A 19,887-nucleotide genomic window follows, 5' to 3' on the forward strand; every position below is an offset into this window, starting at 1 on the left:
GTGGGAACGGCGGCGAACCGGTCGACCGTCACGGTGCGTTCACCGCGCCGTCACGCTGTCCCGGTTGTCGGCGATCCACCTGTCGATCCGGTCCCACCAGTCGAAGAGCCAGTCGATCCGCTCCTGCCGGCCGGTCGGGACGTCCTCGGGTGGCACGGACCAGAACCGCATCACGATCCGTTTGTCCATCGGCAGTTCGCGCCACACGTCGGCGACGGTGAGCATCCGGTCCAGGCCGGTGTGCGCCACGAAGATCACGCCGGCCTCCGGGGCGGCGTCCAGGGCGGCGAGCACCCCGCCGGGCTGCGGGGCGAGCACGTGCTGCATCCGCTCGGCACGCACCGCCATCCGCTCCAGCCCGAGCGCGCGCAGCTTGGAGATGGCCCGTACGCGTCGGCCGGGGGTGAAGTTGCCCCCCTCCGGGAAGATCACGAAGGCGTCGTCGTCGTCCAGCCCGGTGGCCAGGTGGCCGATCTGCCGGACCGCCTCGTTCCGGCCGTCACCGGCGGCGATGAACCGGTTGGGCAGCCGGTTGAGCAGCACGTCGATCGCCGGGTCCCACTGGAGCGTCTCCTTGAGCACGATCCGGGGCTCCCGCTGGAACCAGTTGACCAGGGAGTGGATCAGGATGAACGAGTCACCCGGGCCGGCGTGCCGGCACAGCACCAGTTCCGGCCGGCCGGGCAGGGCGGTGTCCGGGTCGGTGCCGACCACGTCGATGCTCAGCCGCAGCGTCCACCGGGCCTGCCAGAACAGCGCCCGCAGGAACCAGCCGGCGAGCACGTAGTGCGCCCGCTGGAAGGCCGGCGTGCGCTTCCACCTGCCGAACCCGCAGGCCAGCCAGAGCACGAAGAGGGCGACCAGCGCGGCGGCGTCCCAGACCAGGTAGACGCAGCCGATCCAGAGCAGCCGCAGCGGGCGCAACCGGCCCGGCACGAACGGCGACGCGGCCAGCGCGAGCAGCGCCCAGACCGGCACCGTGGTCAGCACCGTGACCGCGAGCAGGATCACCCCGGGCGCGAACAGCAGCCGGCGTACCCACCGAGGGGGCAGCGGCATCAGCGGTCCAGGCCCGCCAGGTAGTGCCGGGACGCGGTGTACGCGCGGCTGATCCGCCGTCCCACCGCCGCCATGTCCCGGTACGCCCACGGGCTGTCGTCGCGCGGCTCCAGCCCGCCGGTCGGCAGGACGTGCACCCGTACCCCCTCGGGCAGGGCGGCCATCTCCCGGGCGAACCGGTGCCGGCGGGCGATCTCGAACGCGACCTGGGCGATCTCCCACGGCCGGCGGGGCGGCGTCAGCTCCCGTTCGATCCGCCCCACCTGGAGGACGAAGATCTGCGTCGCGCCGACGGCGACCGCCTCGCCGATCGGGATCGAGTTGACGATCCCGCCGTCTATGTAGTGCTGGCCGTCGATCTGCGCCGGTGGCAGCAGCCCCGGTACGGAGGCGGAGGCGAGCACCGCCGACACCAGTGGTCCGGTGTGGAACCAGTGTTCGGCGGCCCGCTCGATGTTGGCCGCGCAGCAGCGGAACGGCACCTTCAGGTCGGCGAAGGTGGTGTCCGCTCCCAACTCCCCCTCCAGCAGCTTGCGCAGCGGCCGGGGCGAGTGCAGGTGGGTACGGGCGGCGAAGCGGCGCAGTTGCCGGGCGACCGAGTCGCCGTACACCTCGCTGGCCTCCGGGGACGCCCACAGCCGGACCAGCCGGTCGGTGACCGCCTCGGACGGGTCGGCGGCGACCAGCGCGCCGTTGACCGCGCCGATCGAGGTGCCGAGCACGACGTCGGGACGGATCCGGGCCCGGAACAGGGCGCGCAGCATGCCCACCTCGACCGCGCCGAGCACTCCCCCGCCGCCGAGCACGAACGCCACCGGACCGCCACTCATGCCGTTCATCCTGGCACGCCACCGCCCGTGACCGTGGTGCAGCCGCTGGTCACCGCCGCGTGGGGCCGGAACCGGTGGCGGTCGGCGAAACCGCCACTGCGGAGGGTCATCGGGCAAGTGGACAACCGTTGACAGGGGGGACACATTCGCGCAACCTGACACCACCCCGAACCCCAGGCAGGTGCGAACACTGATGGCAGCCCTGAACGCCGGTAGGTTGCTGGCCCGCAGGTACCGGCTTCTCGACAGGATCGGGGCCGGCGGGATGTCGGTGATCTGGCGGGCCCGCGACGAGGTGCTCGACCGGGTCGTCGCGGTCAAGGTGCTCGCGCCGTCGCTGGCCGCCGACGCCCGGTTCCGCGACATGGTGCGCGAGGAGGCACGCTCGGCCGCCCAGCTGGTCCACCCGCACGTGACCGCCGTGCACGACTACGGCGAGGCGCTCGCCCCGGACGGCGAGATCACCTCGTTCGTGGTGATGGAGCTGCTCACCGGAGAGGAGCTGGAGCACCGGCTGAGCGAGGGTCCGCTGCCGTGGCCGGAGGCGGTCGAGGTGGGCGCCCAGGTGGCCGAGGCGCTGGCGGCGGCGCACCGGCTCGGCATCGTGCACCGGGACATCACCCCGGCGAACGTGATGATGACCCGGGTCGGCGCGAAGGTGCTCGACTTCGGCATCGCCACCCAGGCCGGCACCCCCGACGACGACGAGGACGGCGGCACCTTCGGCACCCCGGCGTACGTCGCACCGGAGCGGTTGGACGGTGCGCCGGCCCAGCCGTCGACCGACGTCTACTCCCTCGGCGTGCTGCTCTACGAGACGCTGACCGGCCAGCCGCCGTACCCGGCCGAGACCTGGGAACAGCTCGCCACGGCGATCGCCGACGAACGACCGCCGTCGCTGGACGGCGTACCGGGGCTGCCTCCGGTGGTGGTCGACGTCTGCCTGCGCTGCCTGGCCCGGGACCCGCACGAACGGCCGACCGCACACCAGGTCGCCACCGCCCTGCGCGACCAGTTGCTGCCGGGTGATCCGCAGGCGGCCACGATGCTCTCCCCGACGGTCACCCTGCCCGCCGTCCCCGGGAGCGACGCCCCGGGCGACCGGCCCACCGCGCCGGTCGCCGGGACCGGCCCGGCCGCCGTGGGCGCGGCAACGGGCATCGGTGCGGCAGCGGCGGGCGGTGCCGGATCGGCGGGCCCCGGTGACGGCAGCGCGCCGGCCGGCCGGGCCGCGCTCGGTGGTGCGGCCGGGGCCGGGGCGACGACGGGCACCGGTACCCCGGACGCCCGGCACGCCGGCCCGGGTGACGCGGCCGCCGAACCGGAGCTGCTGCCGCCGTCGCGCCGCCCGCTGGTGGCGGTGGGGGTGCTGGTGGTGCTGACCGCGGCGGCGGTCCTCCTGCTCGCCCCGCTGCTGGAACCCGGCACCCACACCCCGCCCGTGGCCGGGCGCAGCGAGACCCCGGTGACCGAACCGTCGCCGTCACGCACCCAACCGGCGGCGGACCCCACCCCGCCGCCGGCCCCCCGGCGGGCCACCACCGCGCCCGCGCCGTCGCGCCCACCGGCCACCACCCCGGACGGGGGGCAGGGCGGCGGCGGGCTGGCCGAGGCCGCCGACCGGGTGCGCCGACTGATCGACGACGGGGTCCGCACCGGCGAGGTCCGCGAGGACGTCGGCCTGGACCTGCGCAACGTGCTGGCCAACCTGACCCGGTCCGCCGCCGAGGGCCGCTCCGACGTGCCCGCTCAGGTGACCGCGCTGCGCGAGAAGGTCACCCGCCGCATCGACGAGGGGGGCATCACCCCGGCGTACGGCCGGCAGCTCGACGCCGCCGTCCGGGAGCTGGCCGCGACCACCGTCTGAGCGTCCGCGCCGTCCCGCCGCGTACCTGTCACCGGGTACGCAGCCCGACGGGCCGGCGCAGCGGTGGGGCCGTGCCGAACGCGACGGCCCGGTAGACCGCCTCGTAGCCGTGGGCCATCCGTTCGGTGGAGAAGTGCTCGGCCACGTGCGCGGTGCAGGCCGCCGGGTCGAGCCGGACCACCTCCCGCAGGGCGGCCGGCAGCTCCCGGGCGTCGTCGCGGACCAGCCCGGTCACGCCGTCGACCACCACCTCGGGCACCGCGCCCCGGCGCAGCGCCACCACCGGCGTGCCGGTCGCCATGGCCTCCACCATCACCATGCCGAACGGTTCCTCCCACTGGATCGGCATGATCAGGCAGCGGGCGTCGACCAGCAACCGCAGGGTCGCCTCCCGGTCGGCGTTCATGACCACGTCGACGTCGTGGCCCAGCATCGGCTGGACGACCTCGGCGAAGTACCGGCGCTCGGCGGGCTCGTTGCACTTGCCGGCCAGGGTGAGCGGGAGGCCGGCCGCCCGGCAGGCCCGGATCGCCGTGTCGGGGCCCTTGTCCGGGCTGAACCGGGCCAGCCAGAGCACCGGGCCCCGGCCGGGTTGCCGCTTGACCGGCACGTCCCGGGCGTCGAGCGCGTTGTGCACCGTACCCACCCAGGGCAGGGTGGGGTTGGACCGGCGCTGGGCGTGCGAGATGGCCACCAGGCCCACCCCGTGGTCGGTGTCGCTGAGCACCGCCCCGTACTCGCCGACCGGGTTGCCGTGCACGGTGGCCACGGTGGGCACCGCACGCCGGGCGGCCACCAGCGGCCCGATCGTGGTGTGGTCGTGGATCACGTCGAAGTCGGCGGCGCAGACCAGCCGGTTGATCCGGGCCAGGTGGGCCAGTTCCGGCAGCGACTCGCCCAACCGGTCGTACTGCAGCTCGTCGATCGTGGAGACGAAGTCGGCGGTGGTGCCGTGCTGCCGGCCGGCCCCGAAGAGGGTCACCCGGTGCCCGTGCCCGACCAGCGCGTCCACCAGCCCGTGCACCACCTGCTCCAGCCCGCCGTACCCCGGTGGTGGCACCGACAGCCACGGTGGCACGAGCATCGCGACCCGCAGTGGCGGCCCGGACGGCGGACGTTCCGACGGACGGTGGGTCACTGCCACGAATCCTCCCCGTTGTCCCGTTCCGGCAGGTGTGGCCGGCGGGATCGGCGGCGATTTCCCCCTGCCCGGACAGGCAAACGCGCCCCGGCCGGGTGGGGCCCGTCCGGGGCGCGTGCGGCGGCGGGCGGTGGAGCCAACCCCCTTGGCTCCGCCGCCCGCCGCCCGGAGGAGGCAGGTCTGTGGTTACGACGTCTCGGCGAGCGTCACGGTTGCGGTCGCCTCGGAACCATTTCGCTTGTAGGTCACCTGGACCCGGTCGCCGACCTTGCCGGCCTGCACCGCGCCGACCAGGTCGTTGGAGTCGTTGATCACCTTGTCCCCGAACTTGGTGATCACGTCGCCGCGCTGGATGCCGGCCTTCTCGGCGGCGCTGCCCCCGGCGACGGAGGCGACCAGCGCCCCGCCGTCCTCGGCCGCGTTGACGCTGACCCCCAGGGACGGGTGGCTGATCTTCTCGCCCCGCTGGAGCTTCTCGGCGACGTCCTTGGCCTTGTTGCTCGGGATGGCGAAGCCGACCCCGATGTTGCCGGTGCTGCCCTGCCCGGCGGTGGCGATGGCGGTGTTGATGCCGATCACCTCGCCCCGGGTGTTGACCAGCGCACCACCGGAGTTGCCCGGGTTGATCGGGGCGTCGGTCTGGAGCAGGCCGGAGATCGAGCTGGCACCGCCCTGCGGGGACTGCTGCGGGCCGTTGCCGCTGCCGGCCTGGATGGTGCGGTCGCGGGCGCTGAGGATGCCGGCGGTCACCGAACCCTGCAGGCCGAGCGGGCTGCCCAGGGCGAGCACCTGGTCGCCCACCTGCATGGCGTCGCTGTCGCCGAACTTCGCCGCCTTGAGGTTGTCGATGCCGCTGGTCTGGACCACCGCGAGGTCGGTCTTCGGGTCGGTACCGACGATCTTGGCGGGGGCGGTCTTGCCGTTGGCGAAGACCACCCGGACGGCGTTGCCGGAGGCGGAGGCGACCACGTGGTTGTTGGTCAGCACGAAGCCGTCGGAGCTGAGGACCACGCCCGACCCCTCACCGCTGTCAGTCATGATCGAGACCACGCTGTCCTGCACCGAGGCGGCGATCTTCGGCAGGTCGGCGCTGTTGATCACGGGCGCGGCCGAGTAGTTGCGGGTGATCCCGCCCCGGTCGCCGTCGACCGCCAGGGCGAGCGCGCCACCGGCCACGCCGGAGCCGAGCATCAGGGCGAAGACCGCCACCCCGGCGCCGACGAACTTGGCCACCTTGCCGGCCTGCGGTGCCGGGGCCGGCGCCCACGGCGGGGTCGGCTGGCCGGGGTGCTGCGGGCCGCCCTGCCCCGGGTAGCCGGCGGACGGCTGGCCCACACCGGGCTGGCCGTAGCCGACGCCGGACTGACCGGGGTAGCCGGCCGACCCGGTGCCCGCACCCGGCTGACCGGGACGGTGCTGGCCGGGGTAGCCACCGGCCCACCCGGACTGGTGCTGGCCGGGCTGGTAGCCCGCCGACGGGTACTGCCCCGCCGGGGAGTGACCCGGGTAGCCGGTGGACGCGGGATAGCCGGGCCGGTACTGCTGGTCGCCGCCGCCGGACGGGTACGACGACTGCGGGTACGGCGTGGCGGCGGGCGGCGCGTACGGCGACGCGGGCGGCGCGTACGCCGATCCGGGGTTGGCCGTGCCGGCCGGCTCCCCCGCGGTGCCGGCGGCCTGACCGGGGATGTTGGGGGTGTCGGACTCGCCGCGCATGGCGCGGGACGGCTCGGCGGAGGGGTGCGACGGCTCGGCGTCGGGGGCAGCCGGCCGACGCTGCGGGTCGGTCTCGAACTCGGTCATGCCCCTAGTTTTCCCCGTCGCACTGTCACCCACCTGGAACCCGCCTGGAAGTTTTCTGAAAGTCACAGCCGGGCCGGTGGGGCGTCACTCCGCGTCGCCGTCCGCCTCGGGCAGCAGGGGCAGCCGGACCCGGAACGTCGCCCCACCGCCCGGCGTCTCGTCCACCTCGACGGTGCCCTGGTGGGCGCTGACCAGCGCCGCGACGATAGCCAGGCCCAGTCCCGTGCTGGTGATCCCGCTGGCCCGGCGGGTCCGCGCCGCGTCGGCGCGGTAGAACCGCTCGAAGACCCGCTCGGCCTGCTCCGGGGCGAGCCCCGGCCCGGTGTCCGCCACCTCCACCACGGCCGTGTTCCCGTCCTCGGAACACAACCGCAGGGTCACCGACGCCTCCGGCGGGGTGTGCGTCAACGCGTTGGTCATCAGGTTGCCGATCACCTGCCGCAGCCGGGCGTCGTCGGCGTGCACCACCAGCGGGCCCGAGTTCGGGGCGATCTCCAGCTCGATGTGCCGTTCGGGGGCGACCACCCGGGCCGCCTCGACCGCCTCGGAGGCGAGCACCGGCAACTCCACCGGGGCGAGCGACAGCGGGCGTTCCCGGTCCAGCCGGGCGAGCAGCAGCAGGTCCTCCACCAGCAGCCCCATCCGGGCCGCCTCGTCCTCGATGCGGCGCAGCAGGTCGGCGGTCTGCTCGGGGGCGCGGGCCGCCCCCTGCCGGTACAGCTCGGCGAAGCCCCGGATGGTGGTCAGCGGGGTCCGCAGCTCGTGCGAGGCGTCCGCGACGAACTGCCGCATCCGCTCCTCCGAACGCCGGGCGCGGGCCTCCGACGCCAGCGCGGCGTGCGCCGCGTCCCGGGCGCCGGCCTCCGCCGTACGGGCCGCCATCTCCGAGGCGGCGCGGGCGGTGAAGGCGGCCTCGATCTGCGCCAGCATCGCGTTCAGCGCCCGGGAGAGCCGGCCCAGCTCGGAGGTGGCGCACTCCTGCCCCTCCTCCGGGTCGGGCACCCGGCGGGTCAGGTCACCACCGGCGATCGCCGCGGCCGTCCGTTCGATCTCCACCAGCGGTTTCAGGCTGGTCCGCACGATGGCCGCGCCGATCGAGGCGAGCAGGATCAGCACCGCCCCGCCGACCAGCATGTCTATCCAGATCAGCCGCTTGACCGCCAGGTCGACGTCGGTCATGTGCTGGCCGAAGGCGAGGACCCGGCCGTCGCCGAGGTCGGTGTAGAGCATCCGCCACCGGGTGCGGCCGTCCATGGACTGCACGGTGAACGGGTCGCCGACCAGGGCCGAGAAACCGGCGAAGTCGGTCGGGAACTCCGGTAGTTCCTCGGGACGCAGGCCGGAGTAGCGCGACGGCCCCTCCACCTCGGTCCGGCTGGCCTGCGCGGCCACGTAGTCGGTGGGGATGCCCACCAGGAGCGGGCCACGTCCCTGGCCGAGCGCCCGCGCCACCCCGTTGGTGTCACCGCGCAACTGGTCGTCGACCTGGCCGATCAGGTACTCCCGCAGGAAGTACGTGGTCAGCGAGCTGATCACCACGAGGGCGATGGCGACGAGGGTGAGGACCGCCGCGACCAGCTTGACCCGCAGCGGAATGCTCCGGAGCCGCCCCTTCGCCTCGTCGAGCGGGTTCACGCCGCCGGCTTGCGCAGGACGTAGCCCACGCCGCGCAGGGTGTGGATCAGGCGGGGCTGGGTGTTGTCGACCTTGCGGCGCAGGTACGAGATGTACGACTCGACGATGTTGTCGTCACCCCGGAAGTCGTAGTTCCACACGTGGTCGAGGATCTGCGCCTTGGACAGCACCCGGTTGGCGTTGAGCATCAGGTACCGCAGCAGCTTGAACTCGGTCGGCGAGAGCTGCACCCGCTGACCGGCCCGGTGCACCTCGTGGGTCTCCTCGTCCAGCTCCAGGTCGGCGAAGGTGAGCCGGGAGGGGGCGTGCTCGCCGGTGGCCGTACGCCGCAGCACCGCCCGGATCCGGGCGGTCAGCTCCTCCAGGCTGAACGGCTTGGTGACGTAGTCGTCCCCGCCCAGGGTGAGCCCACGGATCTTGTCGTCGGTGGCGTCCCGGGCGGTCAGGAACACCACCGGGGTACGCGTGCCGCCCTCGCGGAGCATCCGGATGACCTCGAAGCCGTCCAGGTCGGGCAGCATCACGTCGAGCACCACCAGGTCGGGACGATGGTCCTTGGCCGCATGCAGGGCCGCGCTGCCACTGGTGGCGGTCGCCACGTCGAACCCCGCGAAGCGGAGACTGGCGGAGAGCAGTTCGAGGATGTTGGGGTCGTCCTCGACGACGAGCAGTCGCGCCTCGGTCTGGGTAGCGGCCATGCTGGCCATCATCCGTGACGTCGCTGCGTCGGTGCTGGACGCTTCCTGCAAAAAGCCTGTGAAGCCGCGCGGGCGCGGGCTCCCGACCGGCAGCACGCCCGGTCCCGGCCCGCACCCTGCGCACGGGCGGTCACCGCAGCAGCCGGCGCAGCCCGTCCAACGCACCGTCGAGCACCCGGATCGCGGTCTGCAACTGGGTGTCGCTGAGCCGCCCGGCCCGTACCAGCGCACCCACCTCGACGGTGAACTCGGCCAGCCGCCTGTCGAAGTCGACCAGCAGGGGGGAGCCGTCGGCGGCGGGGGTCGCCGGGCGGGGGGTGGGGCCGGGAGCCGGCCGGTCCCAGCGGGTCTGCCGGGTCTGCCGGGTGGCCTCGCGCAGCTCCCGCTTGAGATCACGCACCGAGCCGCGTACCTCGGTCTGGATCTCGCCGGCCAGTGCGGACAGGTCCTCCACCGAGGCGGAGATGTCGGACTCCAGGGTGGTCAGCTCGTCGGCGCGCTGGCGCAGCTCGGCCCGGCCGTCCTCGGTGATCTCGTAGACCTTGCGGCCACCGGCGGCGGTGTGGGTGACCAGACCGTCGGCCTCCAGCCGCTGCAGCCGGGGATAGATGGTGCCGGCGCTCGGGGCGTACAGGCCGAGGAAGCGCTCCTCCAGCAGCCGGATCAGCTCGTAGCCGTGCTTGGGACCGTCGTCGAGCAGCCGCAACAGGTAGAGCCGCAGCCGCCCGTGGCTGAACACGGCGGTCACGGCAGCTCCTCCTGGTCGGCGTCCACCGGCCGGGCGAGCAACGCGATGCTGCCGGACGTCGCGGACGCCCAGAGCTTACCCGCGCCCGCGCCGAGCACCCCGTGGCTGTCCTTGACCGAGCCGACGCCGGGTTCGCCGCCGACCTGGGGGAACCCGCTGGTGATCCGGCCCGAAGTGGTGTGCAGGTGGACGGCGAGGTCGCTGTCCTCGCGGACCCGGACGGTGATCGGCCCGGAGATGGTGGTGAGCCGGATGTCGCTGCGCCGGGGGTTGTCCAGGTCGCAGGTGATCGCCCCGGAGACGGTGTTGGCGTGCACCCGGCCGGCGGCACTGTCGGCGAGGGTCACCTCACCGGAGACCGTGTTCAGGACGAGGTCGCCGGTGACACCGAGCGCCTCGACCGGGCCGGAGACGATCCGCGCGTTGGTGCGCCCGGCCAGCCCCATCAGGGTGATCTGCCCGGAGGTGACGTCCACGGTGGTGTCGTGGGACAACCCGGAGGCGACCAGCGTGCCGTCGACCAGGTGCAGGTCGGCCAGGGTGCCGGCCGGGACGGCGACGGACACCTCGGCCCGGAACCGGCGACCGAGCTGACCGAGCCACCAGAGGAACCCGGGCCAGCGGGGTGGGCGTTCGTGTTCGATCCGCAGGACGCCGTCGCGGTGCTCGACGAGGACCGGCCGACTGCTGACCCGGGTGACGTCGATCCGCGCCGGCCCGTCGGTGCCGACCACGTTGAGCCGCCCGGTGATCAGGCGGACGTCGAGCCGGGTGACCGGCTCGTCGATGGTGATCCGTTGTGGTCTGTCGACCTTCCAGTTGGTCATGACGTCTCCCTCCGGGGTCACGGCCGACGGCCGCGCCACTGCACGGAGGAAGCATAACGCGATACATCGCGATAGAACAAGACTGTCGCGAGTCACCCGCCCCCACCCGCCGCCCCGCCGCCCCGACCCGCGCCCCGCCGCCCGCCGCCCGCCGCCCGCCGGCAAGATCAACTCATCTGGGCCGATCCAGCGGTATCTCGCGACCGGATCACCGCAACATCGGCCCCCACGAGTCGATCACGACTGACGATCGCGGCCCTCGGGTCAGGCGGCCAGGCCGAGGCCGGTCCCGAGGGCCGGCGCGGCCACCGCACCGGACCCGGCCACCGCACCCGGCGCGGCCACCGCACCGGACCCGGCCACCAGACCCGACGGGGTCACCGGAACGGACACGGCCACCGGAACGGGCACGGCCACCAGACCCGACGGGGTCGCCGGAACGGACACGGCCACCGCACCGGACCCGGCCACCGGACCCGGCGGGGTCACCGGGCCGGGGACGGCCCGGGTGGGGTGGCCGGCGGCCGGGCGGGGCGGCAGCAGGTGCACGGCCGACTCGGCGGCCCGGGCCAGCACCCGGCGGTCCGCCCCGGGGGCCGGGTGCAGAGCGGCGGTCACCGCGACGTCGACCACCAGGTCCCGGGCGGCCAGCACCCGGCGTACCGAGCGCCACAGCGTGTCGTCGCCGAGGAAGGCCGCGGTGGTGGTCGTCGCGCCGGTGGCAGCACAGCGGTAGCTGATCCGCAGCGGCACCACGGGGGCGCCGGCGTCGACCGCCGCCTGGAAGACCGCCGGCCGGAAGCCCCGACGCGGTCGGCAGCCGGCCGGGGGGACGACGCCGCACCAGGTCGTACCCTCGGGAAAGACCGTGACCGGGTGACCGGCGCGCAGCACGGCCGCGAGCCGGGCCACCGTGCGCGGCAGGTCCCGGGGCCGGGACCGGTCGACGAAGACCGTGCCACCGGCGCGGGCCAGCAGTCCCAGCACCGGCCAGCTCCGCACCTCCCGCTTGGCCAGCAGCCGGGCCGGCGCGACCGCCAGCACCGCGAACACGTCCAGCCAGGAGACGTGGTTGGCGACCAGCAGCGCCCGTCGTCGGGGCAGCCGCCCGCGCACCACCAGCCGTACCCCGAGCACCCCGGCGGTCCGCCGGGCCCAGGCCCGCAGCACCGCCGCCCGCCCGGCCGCCGGCAACACCGGCAGCAGTACGGTCAGGCCGCCCCCGGCCAGCAGCATCCCGAGTACGCCCAGCAGCCGCGCCACCTGCCGGGCGGGCGACACCCCGGCCCGATCCTCCCCCGGCAGGCAGTCCGGCCCGCAGCCGGCGGTCGGGCACCACAACTCGGCGCTCACCGGGTCACCCCGCCCAGGAAGTGCCGGCGGTAGCGCGGGTTCATCCGGTCCAACGAGAACAGCAGGTAGAAGTCGGCGCAGCGGAAGTCCGGGTCGTACGCCGGTTCCCCGGCGACCCACGCGCCGAGCCGCAGGTAACCGCGGACCAGCGGGGGGATCAGCGCCCGCCCGGCGGGGTCCCCGGTGGCCGACGCCGGTGCCGCCGCACCCGGCTCGGCGAACCACGGCCGCAGTGGACGGACCCGCATCAGCGGGGGCGCGAGGTGTCCCGTCCGGCCCAGCGCCCACGTCTCGGCGGCGGCCCGGCCGCCGTCGTCGACCGGCACCGAGGCGCAGCCGCCCAGCCAGTTCACCCCGCGCAGGTGCAGGTAGCGGGTCAGGCCCGCCCACATCAGGTTGAGCACCGCGCCGGAGCGGTGGTCCGGGTGGACGCAGGAGCGCCCGGTCTCGACCAGCAGGTCGCGTAGCGGTTCGAGCGGGGTCAGGTCGAACTCGCCGGCGGCGTACCGGCGGTCGGTGCGGCCGGGGGGCAGCAGCCGGTAGGTGCCGACCACCGCGCCGGTGCGCTCCTCGCGGACGATCAGGTGGTCGCAGTGGACGTCGAGGTCGTCGGTGTCCAGCCCGGCGGCACCCGGGCGCAGGGTTGCGCCGAGTTCGGTGCCGAACACCTCGTGGCGCAGGCGTTGCGCGGCCGCGACCTGGGTCGGGTCGTCGGCGATCAGCAGGGTGTATCCACTGGTCGTCAGGGGTGCGCCAGCGGCATGCAGAACAGCCATGGAACCTGTGTAGGTGCCCCGGGTTGCCGGCCGGCCGGGGACGGGTGTCGATCCGGTGAACGCCTGCCGGCGGGACCGGTCCCGGGCGTGACCAGGGGCCCGGTGGGGCGGTCGGGGGGCGTGGCCGGCGCGTGCGAGGCTGCTGCGGGGGCCCGGCCGGCCGGGCCGACGACACGGTGGAGGGTCGATGATCATCGAGGCGCGGTACCAGGGGCCGCCCGGCACGGGCAACGGCGGCTGGAGCGCGGGGATCTTCGCCGGGGCGTACGGCGCGGACGGGCCGGTCGAGGTGACGTTGCGCCGCCCGCCGCCGCTGGACACCCCGCTCACCCTCACCGACGGTGACGTGCGCGACCCCGAGGGGCGCCTGGTAGCCGAGGTACGCCCCGCCGGTGATCCGCCCGTCCCGGTCCCCCCGGTGGACCCGGCGACCGCGCGGGCCGCCTCGGCGACGTACCCGGGGCTGGTGGACCACCCCTTCCCCGGCTGCTACGTCTGCGGCCCGGAACACCCGGACGGCCTGCGGATACACCCCGGACGGCTGCCCGACGGCCGGACCGCCGCGCCGTGGCGGACGCCTGCCCAGGTGAGCGCGCCGACGGTGTGGGCGGCGCTGGACTGCCCCGGGGGCTGGGCGGTGATCGCCCCGGGCCGGCCGTACGTGCTGGGCCGGCTCGCCGTGACGGTGGACGCGCTGCCCACGCCCGGAGGGGAGTACGTGGTCACCGGGGCGGTGGACACCGTCGAGGGACGCCTGGCGGTGGTGCGTACCAGCCTCTACGACGGTGCCGGTGGACTGCTGGGCCGGGCCCGCGCCACCTGGGTGGCGCTGCCCGCCGCCCCTCGTCCCTGAGGACGACTCCGCTCCTGCCTGAGTCGGAGCAGGGCCTACCGACCGGGGCTGATGGCGTAACTTGACCTGACCAGCAAGGCTGGCAGCGGCGCATTCCGCAACGGCGTCGCAGAACGCGGTGCCCCGTGCACCGCCGCACGGGAGGAGAACGATGTCCGACGGGCAGTGGAGCCCCAGCACCGGCCAGATCGTCGTGTCCGGTTTGACCAAGCAGTACAAGAACGTCCGGGCGGTCGACAACCTGTCCTTCACGGTCGAGTCCGGTCGGGTGACCGGCTTCCTCGGCCCGAACGGGGCGGGTAAGACGACCACCCTGCGGATGCTGCTGAACCTGGTCACCCCGACCGGTGGCACGGCGACGATCGGGGGCCGGCGGTACGCCGACCTGACCGATCCGCTGCGGCACGTGGGCGCGGTGCTGGAGGCGTCCAGCGCGCACAAGGGCCGTACCGGCATCAACCACCTGCGGGTGATCTGCGCGGCGGCCGGCCTGCCGAAGAGCCGGGCCGACGAGGCGCTGGCCCTGGTCGGGCTCACCCCGGCGGCGAAGCGCAAGTTCAAGGGCTACTCGCTGGGCATGAAGCAGCGGCTCGGCATCGCCGCCGCGATGCTCGGCAACCCCCAGGTGCTGATCCTCGACGAGCCGGCCAACGGTCTCGACCCGGAGGGCATCCGCTGGATGCGTGGCTTCCTCAAGGGGCTGGCCCACGAGGGGCGGACCGTGCTGGTCTCCAGCCACCTGCTGTCCGAGATGCAGCTCCTCGCCGACGACGTGGTGATCATCGCAGCCGGCAAGCTGATCCGGCAGGGTCCGGTGGAGCAGGTGCTCGGCTCGATGTCGCAGGGCGGCCGGGTGCGGGTGCGCACCCCGCAGGCCGAGGAGTTGACCGTGGCACTGCGTGAGCAGTCCGCGACGGTGGAGACCGACGAGCACGGCGTGCTGCTGGTCAGCGGCGTGGACGCGCCGGCGATCGGTCGGGCCGCGCTGGCCGCCAAGGTCGAGCTGCACGAACTGACCCCGGAACGACCCGACCTGGAGCGGGTGTTCCTGGAGCTGACGGCCGGGAAGGCGGGCATCCGATGAACCTCGTCCGATCCGAGCTGTTGAAGATCCGTACCACCAGCACCTGGTGGATCTTCGGGCTGATCACGGTGCCGCTGTGGGCGCTCACCGCCCTGATCAACTGGTTGCAGACCGACGCGCTGGCCAACAACAACTTCGGCGACGTGCCGGCCGACCAGGCCGACCAGATCCAGGCGGCGCAGTCGGTGGACAGCCTGGCCGCCAACGTCTACACCAACGGGCAGTTCTTCGGCCTGATGATCGTGATGCTGCTCGGCATCATCGTGGTGACCAGCGAGTTCTTCCACCAGACGGTCACCACCACCTTCCTCACCGTGCCGCACCGGACGGCGGTGATGCTGGCCAAGCTGGCCGCCGCGGCCATCCTGGCCGTGCTGTTCTGGCTGGTCACCACCGTGTTCAACCTGGCCTTCGGGGCACTGGTGATGAACAGCGTCGACCTGGGCTCGCAGCTCGGCAGCGGCGCGGTCTGGCGGGCCACCGCGCTCAACGGCCTGGCGTACCTGCTCTGGTCGGTGCTCGGCGTGGGGATCGGGGTGCTGATCCGCAGCCAGATCGGCGCCACGGTCACCGGCATCCTGCTCTACCTGGGTGGCGCGGTCGGCGCGGCCATCGCGATCAGCATCCTGGCCGCCCGCTGGGGCGACTGGATCAACGACCTCCAGGTGCTGGTGCCGTCGCTGGCGTCGTCGCTGATGGTCAGCGGGACCGAGATCCCGGGCAACCCGCCGCGCTGGGCGGGTGCGGTGGTCCTCATCGGGTACGCGGTGGTGGCTGGCGCGATCGGCACGCTCACCATGCGGCGGCGGGACATCTCCTGACCCGACCCGTTCCTCGCCGGCCCGGTGCGACGACCCGTCGCGCCGGGCCGGCGCCTGTGCGGGCGGCCCGGCGGGGTGACCGTGTGACGCGGTCAGCACCACTGCGCTAAGGAGTCGGCGGAACACGAAGAGCTGATTGACTTTCGGTTTCTTCTGTGAAACCGCACACCCCGTGGAGGCGGAAATGCCTATGGTGTTTCCGCGGCGTAGCCTGGGAGCCGACGCCCGTCCACGTGCAAGTAAGGACGACGGCGGACACCGCGTGACACACAGACCCGCGTGAAAGAGGCGATTACCGGCCGTGTCGACCCAGCAGACTTCGCAGGAGAACCCACTGGCGGGTTTCGGCCCGAACGAGTGGATCGTCGAGGAGATGTACCAGCGCTACCTCGCCGACCCGTCGAGCGTCGACTCGGCCTGGCACGACTTCTTCGCCGACTACCGACCGGCCCCCGGCGCGGCGACCCCGCGCCCGGCTGACGGTGGTGCGGCGACACCGCAGCCGGCCGGGCAACAGGAGCCGGCCGGGCAGCAGGAGCCGGCCGCCACCGTCGCGACCGGGCCCGCCGCCAAGCCGGCGACGACCGACGCCGGGCCGGCGACCGGCACCGCGTCGGCCGCCGCCAAGCCGACCGCCGCGACCAAGTCGGCCGCCGCCGCGAAGCCGGCCACCGCGAAGAGCGCCACCGCGAAGAGCGCCCCCGCCGCGAAGCCGGCGGCCACGGAGAAGGCCGCCCCGGCAAAGCCGGCGGCGAAGGCGCCGACGGCCAGCGCCGCCGGCACCACACCGCTGCGCGGGGTGGCCGCCCGGATCGTGCAGAACATGGACGCCTCGCTGTCCGTGCCGACCGCCACCAGCGTGCGCGCGGTCCCGGCCAAGTTGCTGGTCGACAACCGCATCGTGATCAACAACCACCTCGCCCGGGGGCGCGGCGGCAAGGTCAGCTTCACCCACCTGATCGGGTACGCGCTGGTCCGGGCCGTGGTCGCGCACCCGGAGCTGAACAACTCCTTCGCCGAGGTGGACGGCAAGCCGGCGATGGTCCGCCCGGAGCACGTCAACCTGGGCATCGCCATCGACCTGACCAAGCCCGACGGCTCCCGCAACCTGGTGGTGCCGTCCATCAAGGGCTGCGAGCAGATGGACTTCCGGCAGTTCTGGCAGGCGTACGAGGACGTGGTCCGGCGCGCCCGCCGCAACGAGCTGACCATGGAGGACCACTCGGGCACGACGATCTCGCTGACCAACCCGGGCGGCATCGGCACGGTGCACTCGATCCCCCGGCTGATGCAGGGGCAGAGCGCGATCATCGGGGTCGGCGCGATGGAGTACCCCGCGCCGTACCAGGGGATGAGCGAGGCGACCCTGGCCGAACTGGCGGTCAGCAAGATCATCACGCTGACCAGCACGTACGACCACCGGATCATCCAGGGCGCGCAGTCCGGCGAGTTCCTCAAGGTCATGCACGAGCTGCTGCTCGGTGAGCACGGCTTCTACGACGAGGTCTTCACCTCGCTGCGCATCCCGTACGAGCCGGTGCGCTGGATGCGGGACGTGGCCGTCGACTCCGAGGGTCAGATCAACAAGACCGCGCGGGTGCACGAGCTGATCCACGCCTACCGGGTCCGGGGCCACCTGATGGCCGACACCGACCCGCTGGAGTTCACCATCCGCAAGCACCCCGACCTGGACGTCCTCCAGCACGGGCTGACCCTGTGGGACCTCGACCGCACCTTCCCGGTCAACGGCTTCGCCGGCAAGCAGCGGATGAAGCTGCGCGAGATCCTCGGCGTGCTGCGCGACTCGTACTGCCGTCGACTCGGCATCGAGTACATGCACATCCAGGACCCGGAGGAGCGCCGCTGGATCCAGGAGCGGATCGAGCGCCGCTACGAGAAGCCGGCCGCCGACGAGCAGAAGCACGTGCTCAACCGGCTCAACGCCGCCGAGGCGTTCGAGACCTTCCTGCAGACCAAGTACGTCGGCCAGAAGCGGTTCTCGCTGGAGGGCGGCGAGTCGTTGATCCCGCTGCTCGGCGAGGTGCTGGAGGCGTCCGCCGAGGACGGGCTGGACGAGGTCGTCATCGGCATGGCGCACCGGGGCCGGCTCAACGTGCTGGCCAACATCGTCGGCAAGCCGTACGAGAAGATCTTCTCGGAGTTCGAGGGGCACCTCGACCCGCGCTCCACCCAGGGCTCCGGCGACGTGAAGTACCACCTGGGCCAGAACGGCAAGTTCACCACCCCGGACGGCGACCACTCGGTCAAGGTGTCGGTGGTGGCGAACCCGTCGCACCTGGAGGCGGTGGACCCGGTACTGGAGGGCATCGTCCGGGCCAAGCAGGACCGCATCGACCTCAAGCTCGAGGGTTACACCGTGCTGCCGCTGGCGGTGCACGGTGACGCCGCGTTCGCCGGCCAGGGGGTCGTCGCCGAGACGCTCAACCTGTCCCAGCTGCGTGGCTACCGCACCGGCGGCACCGTGCACGTGGTGGTCAACAACCAGGTCGGCTTCACCACCGCCCCGGAGTACAGCCGGTCCAGCCTCTACAGCACCGACGTGGCCCGGATGATCCAGGCGCCGATCTTCCACGTCAACGGCGACGACCCGGAGACCGTGGTCCGGGTGGCCCGGCTGGCCTTCGAGTACCGGCAGGCGTTCAACAAGGACGTCGTGATCGACATGGTCTGCTACCGGCGGCGCGGGCACAACGAGGGTGACGACCCGTCGATGTCCAACCCCCAGATGTACAAGATCATCGACTCGAAGCGTTCGGTCCGCAAGCTCTACACCGAGGAGCTGATCGGCCGGGGCGACATCACCGTCGAGGACGCCGAGGAGCTACTGCGCGACTACCAGGCGCAGCTGGAGCGGGTCTTCAAGGCCACCCGGGACGCCGCCACCACCCCGCGCCAGGTCAGCCGGTCCAGCCGCGCCGACGAGCCGGAGCCGCAGGTGGCGACCGCCACCGACGCCGCCGTGGTCAAGGCCATCGGCGAGGCGCACGTCAACCTGCCCGAGGGCTTCACCCCGCACAAGCGCATCCAGCAGTTGCTCGACCGGCGGGCCAGGATGTCCGCCGAGGGCAACATCGACTGGGGGTACGGCGAGATCATCGCCTTCGGCGCGCTGCTGCACGACGGGGTCACCGTCCGGCTCGCCGGGCAGGACTCCCGCCGGGGCACCTTCGTCCAGCGGCACGCCTCGATCGTCGACGCCAAGACCGGCGAGGACCACCTGCCGCTGAAGTCGCTCACCGCCGACGGCGAGCGGTCCCGGTTCTTCGTGCACGACTCGCTGCTGAGCGAGTACGCGGCGATGGGCTTCGAGTACGGCTACTCGGTGGAGAACGTCAACGCGCTGGTCTGCTGGGAGGCGCAGTTCGGTGACTTCGTCAACGGCGCCCAGTCGGTGATCGACGAGTTCATCTCCTCCGGCGAGGTGAAGTGGGGCCAGCGTTCCGCGGTGACCCTGCTGCTGCCGCACGGCCACGAGGGGCAGGGCCCGGACCACACCTCCGGCCGTCCCGAGCGGTTCCTGCAGATGTGCGCCGAGGACAACATGCGGGTGGCCATCCCGACCACCCCGGCGAACTACTTCCACCTGCTGCGCCGGCAGGCCCTGTCGCCCAAGCGCAAGCCGCTTGTGGTGTTCACGCCGAAGTCGCTGCTGCGGCACAAGCTCTGCGTCAGCCCGGTGGAGGACTTCACCACCGGCACCTTCGCCCCGGTGCTGGCCGACACCGCCGCCCCCGCGCCGGAACAGGTCAAGCGGGTGCTGCTCTGCTCGGGCAAGGTCTACTACGACCTGTTCTCCGCTCGGCAGGAGCGGGGCGTCACCGACACCGCGATCGTCCGGATCGAGCAGCTCTACCCGCTGCCGGTGCAGGAGATCCGGGACGCGCTGGCGGCGTACCCGAACGCGGAGGACTTCGCCTGGGTGCAGGAGGAGCCGGCCAACCAGGGGGCGTGGAGCTTCGTCGCGCTCAACCTGCTGGAGCACCTGGCCGACGTCCGGCTGCGCCGCATCTCTCGGCCCGCCGCCGCCGCCCCGGCGGTCGGCTCGGCCAAGATGCACGAGGTGGAGCAGACCGCGCTGATCGACGCCGCGCTGCCCCGCCCCTGATCCATTCCGACCCACCCGGCCCGCCCCCTGTCAGGGGGCGGGCCGGGCCCGTCAGCGAGGAACGAGGAACACGGTGTACTTCACCGATCGTGGGATCGAGGAGCTGGTGCAGCGCCGGGGCGACGAGCAGGTCACCCTGGAGTGGCTGGGCGAGCGGCTGCGCGACTTCGTCGACCTCAACCCCGAGTTCGAGACGCCTGTCGAGCGGTTCGCCACCTGGCTGGCCCGCCTCGACGACCTCGACGAGGACTGATTCCGACGGCGGC

15 protein-coding genes and 1 pseudogene are annotated in these 19,887 nt (G+C 73.2%); 6 read left to right on the forward strand and 10 right to left on the reverse strand.

Annotated features, from left to right (window positions below; all coding sequences use genetic code 11):
* Positions 1–39 precede the first annotated feature (39 nt).
* Positions 40–1,059 carry a 1-acyl-sn-glycerol-3-phosphate acyltransferase gene (locus ACN261_RS03470; RefSeq protein ID WP_204926864.1) on the reverse strand — a complete coding sequence of 340 codons (1,020 nt, stop codon included), beginning with the start codon at positions 1,057–1,059 and terminating at the stop codon, positions 40–42.
* On the reverse strand, positions 1,059–1,889 hold the full coding sequence (locus ACN261_RS03475; protein WP_421483917.1) for a patatin-like phospholipase family protein: 831 nt from the start codon (positions 1,887–1,889) through the stop codon (positions 1,059–1,061). The genes ACN261_RS03470 and ACN261_RS03475 overlap by 1 nt, the downstream gene beginning before the upstream one ends.
* 193 nt (positions 1,890–2,082) lie before the next feature.
* On the opposite strand from ACN261_RS03475, the gene ACN261_RS03480 reads away from it, so the two are divergent.
* Positions 2,083–3,756, forward strand: coding sequence for a serine/threonine-protein kinase (locus ACN261_RS03480; protein ID WP_425848378.1), 1,674 nt, complete (start codon positions 2,083–2,085; stop codon positions 3,754–3,756).
* A 28-nt stretch (positions 3,757–3,784) separates the two neighbouring features.
* On the opposite strand, the gene ACN261_RS03485 is transcribed toward ACN261_RS03480, so the two are convergent.
* From ACN261_RS03485 to ACN261_RS03520, 8 genes and pseudogenes are all read right to left on the reverse strand, one after another.
* Entirely contained in the window at positions 3,785–4,840 is a 1,056-nt protein-coding gene (locus ACN261_RS03485) for a glycosyltransferase family 4 protein (RefSeq protein WP_421486913.1), read from the reverse strand.
* A 243-nt stretch (positions 4,841–5,083) separates the two neighbouring features.
* Entirely contained in the window at positions 5,084–6,700 is a 1,617-nt protein-coding gene (locus tag ACN261_RS03490; RefSeq protein WP_421483919.1) for a trypsin-like peptidase domain-containing protein, read from the reverse strand.
* 84 nt (positions 6,701–6,784) lie between these two features.
* Positions 6,785–8,335: a sensor histidine kinase gene (locus tag ACN261_RS03495; protein WP_421483920.1), complete on the reverse strand. Its 1,551-nt coding sequence runs from the start codon at positions 8,333–8,335 to the stop codon at positions 6,785–6,787.
* On the reverse strand, positions 8,332–9,033 hold the full coding sequence (locus tag ACN261_RS03500) for a response regulator transcription factor (RefSeq protein WP_088646020.1): 702 nt from the start codon (positions 9,031–9,033) through the stop codon (positions 8,332–8,334). The genes ACN261_RS03495 and ACN261_RS03500 overlap by 4 nt, the downstream gene beginning before the upstream one ends.
* Positions 9,034–9,163: 130 nt before the next feature.
* On the reverse strand, positions 9,164–9,781 hold the full coding sequence (locus ACN261_RS03505) for a PadR family transcriptional regulator (RefSeq protein ID WP_421483921.1): 618 nt from the start codon (positions 9,779–9,781) through the stop codon (positions 9,164–9,166).
* Entirely contained in the window at positions 9,778–10,608 is an 831-nt protein-coding gene (locus tag ACN261_RS03510; RefSeq protein ID WP_421483922.1) for a DUF4097 family beta strand repeat-containing protein, read from the reverse strand. Before ACN261_RS03510 ends, ACN261_RS03505 begins: the two co-directional genes overlap by 4 nt.
* 466 nt (positions 10,609–11,074) lie before the next feature.
* Positions 11,075–11,961 (reverse strand): annotated as a pseudogene (locus ACN261_RS03515) (lysophospholipid acyltransferase family protein); the annotation flags it as partial.
* The gene (locus tag ACN261_RS03520) at positions 11,958–12,737 is read right to left on the reverse strand and encodes a GNAT family N-acetyltransferase (protein WP_421483923.1); all 780 of its coding nucleotides are present in this window, start codon (positions 12,735–12,737) and stop codon (positions 11,958–11,960) included. The gene ACN261_RS03520 and the pseudogene ACN261_RS03515, both read right to left, overlap by 4 nt.
* A 187-nt stretch (positions 12,738–12,924) precedes the next feature.
* Here ACN261_RS03520 and ACN261_RS03525 point away from each other — a divergent pair, with 187 nt between their 5' ends.
* The 5 genes from ACN261_RS03525 (at position 12,925) to ACN261_RS03545 (ending at position 19,874) form a co-directional block, all read left to right on the forward strand.
* Positions 12,925–13,590: a hypothetical protein gene (locus ACN261_RS03525; RefSeq protein WP_425848383.1), complete on the forward strand. Its 666-nt coding sequence runs from the start codon at positions 12,925–12,927 to the stop codon at positions 13,588–13,590.
* A 151-nt stretch (positions 13,591–13,741) separates the two neighbouring features.
* The gene (locus tag ACN261_RS03530) at positions 13,742–14,674 is read left to right on the forward strand and encodes an ABC transporter ATP-binding protein (protein ID WP_421483925.1); all 933 of its coding nucleotides are present in this window, start codon (positions 13,742–13,744) and stop codon (positions 14,672–14,674) included.
* A complete protein-coding gene (locus ACN261_RS03535; protein ID WP_204926853.1) occupies positions 14,671–15,495 on the forward strand; it encodes an ABC transporter permease in 825 nt (274 codons plus the stop codon). Before ACN261_RS03530 ends, ACN261_RS03535 begins: the two co-directional genes overlap by 4 nt.
* Before the next feature lie 301 nt (positions 15,496–15,796).
* Positions 15,797–19,621: a multifunctional oxoglutarate decarboxylase/oxoglutarate dehydrogenase thiamine pyrophosphate-binding subunit/dihydrolipoyllysine-residue succinyltransferase subunit gene (locus ACN261_RS03540; RefSeq protein ID WP_421483926.1), complete on the forward strand. Its 3,825-nt coding sequence runs from the start codon at positions 15,797–15,799 to the stop codon at positions 19,619–19,621.
* A 73-nt stretch (positions 19,622–19,694) separates the two neighbouring features.
* Positions 19,695–19,874: a DUF6104 family protein gene (locus ACN261_RS03545; RefSeq protein WP_088645992.1), complete on the forward strand. Its 180-nt coding sequence runs from the start codon at positions 19,695–19,697 to the stop codon at positions 19,872–19,874.
* The last annotated feature ends 13 nt before the right edge of the window (positions 19,875–19,887 follow it).

This window comes from Micromonospora sp. WMMD723 (assembly GCF_049863385.1).
Taxonomy (GTDB): domain Bacteria; phylum Actinomycetota; class Actinomycetes; order Mycobacteriales; family Micromonosporaceae; genus Micromonospora; species Micromonospora wenchangensis.

Excerpts from the sequence above, each read along its gene's own strand:
- ACN261_RS03470 (WP_204926864.1), bottom strand. The coding sequence starts at position 1,059 with ATGCCGCTGCCCCCTCGGTGGGTACGCCGGCTGCTGTTCGCGCCCGGG.
- ACN261_RS03475 (WP_421483917.1), bottom strand. The coding sequence starts at position 1,889 with ATGAGTGGCGGTCCGGTGGCGTTCGTGCTCGGCGGCGGGGGAGTGCTC.
- ACN261_RS03480 (WP_425848378.1), top strand. The coding sequence starts at position 2,083 with ATGGCAGCCCTGAACGCCGGTAGGTTGCTGGCCCGCAGGTACCGGCTT.
- ACN261_RS03485 (WP_421486913.1), bottom strand. The coding sequence starts at position 4,840 with ATGCTCGTGCCACCGTGGCTGTCGGTGCCACCACCGGGGTACGGCGGG.
- ACN261_RS03490 (WP_421483919.1), bottom strand. The coding sequence starts at position 6,700 with ATGACCGAGTTCGAGACCGACCCGCAGCGTCGGCCGGCTGCCCCCGAC.
- ACN261_RS03500 (WP_088646020.1), bottom strand. The coding sequence starts at position 9,033 with ATGGCCGCTACCCAGACCGAGGCGCGACTGCTCGTCGTCGAGGACGAC.
- ACN261_RS03510 (WP_421483922.1), bottom strand. The coding sequence starts at position 10,608 with ATGACCAACTGGAAGGTCGACAGACCACAACGGATCACCATCGACGAG.
- ACN261_RS03520 (WP_421483923.1), bottom strand. The coding sequence starts at position 12,737 with ATGGCTGTTCTGCATGCCGCTGGCGCACCCCTGACGACCAGTGGATAC.
- ACN261_RS03525 (WP_425848383.1), top strand. The coding sequence starts at position 12,925 with ATGATCATCGAGGCGCGGTACCAGGGGCCGCCCGGCACGGGCAACGGC.
- ACN261_RS03530 (WP_421483925.1), top strand. The coding sequence starts at position 13,742 with ATGTCCGACGGGCAGTGGAGCCCCAGCACCGGCCAGATCGTCGTGTCC.
- ACN261_RS03535 (WP_204926853.1), top strand. The coding sequence starts at position 14,671 with ATGAACCTCGTCCGATCCGAGCTGTTGAAGATCCGTACCACCAGCACC.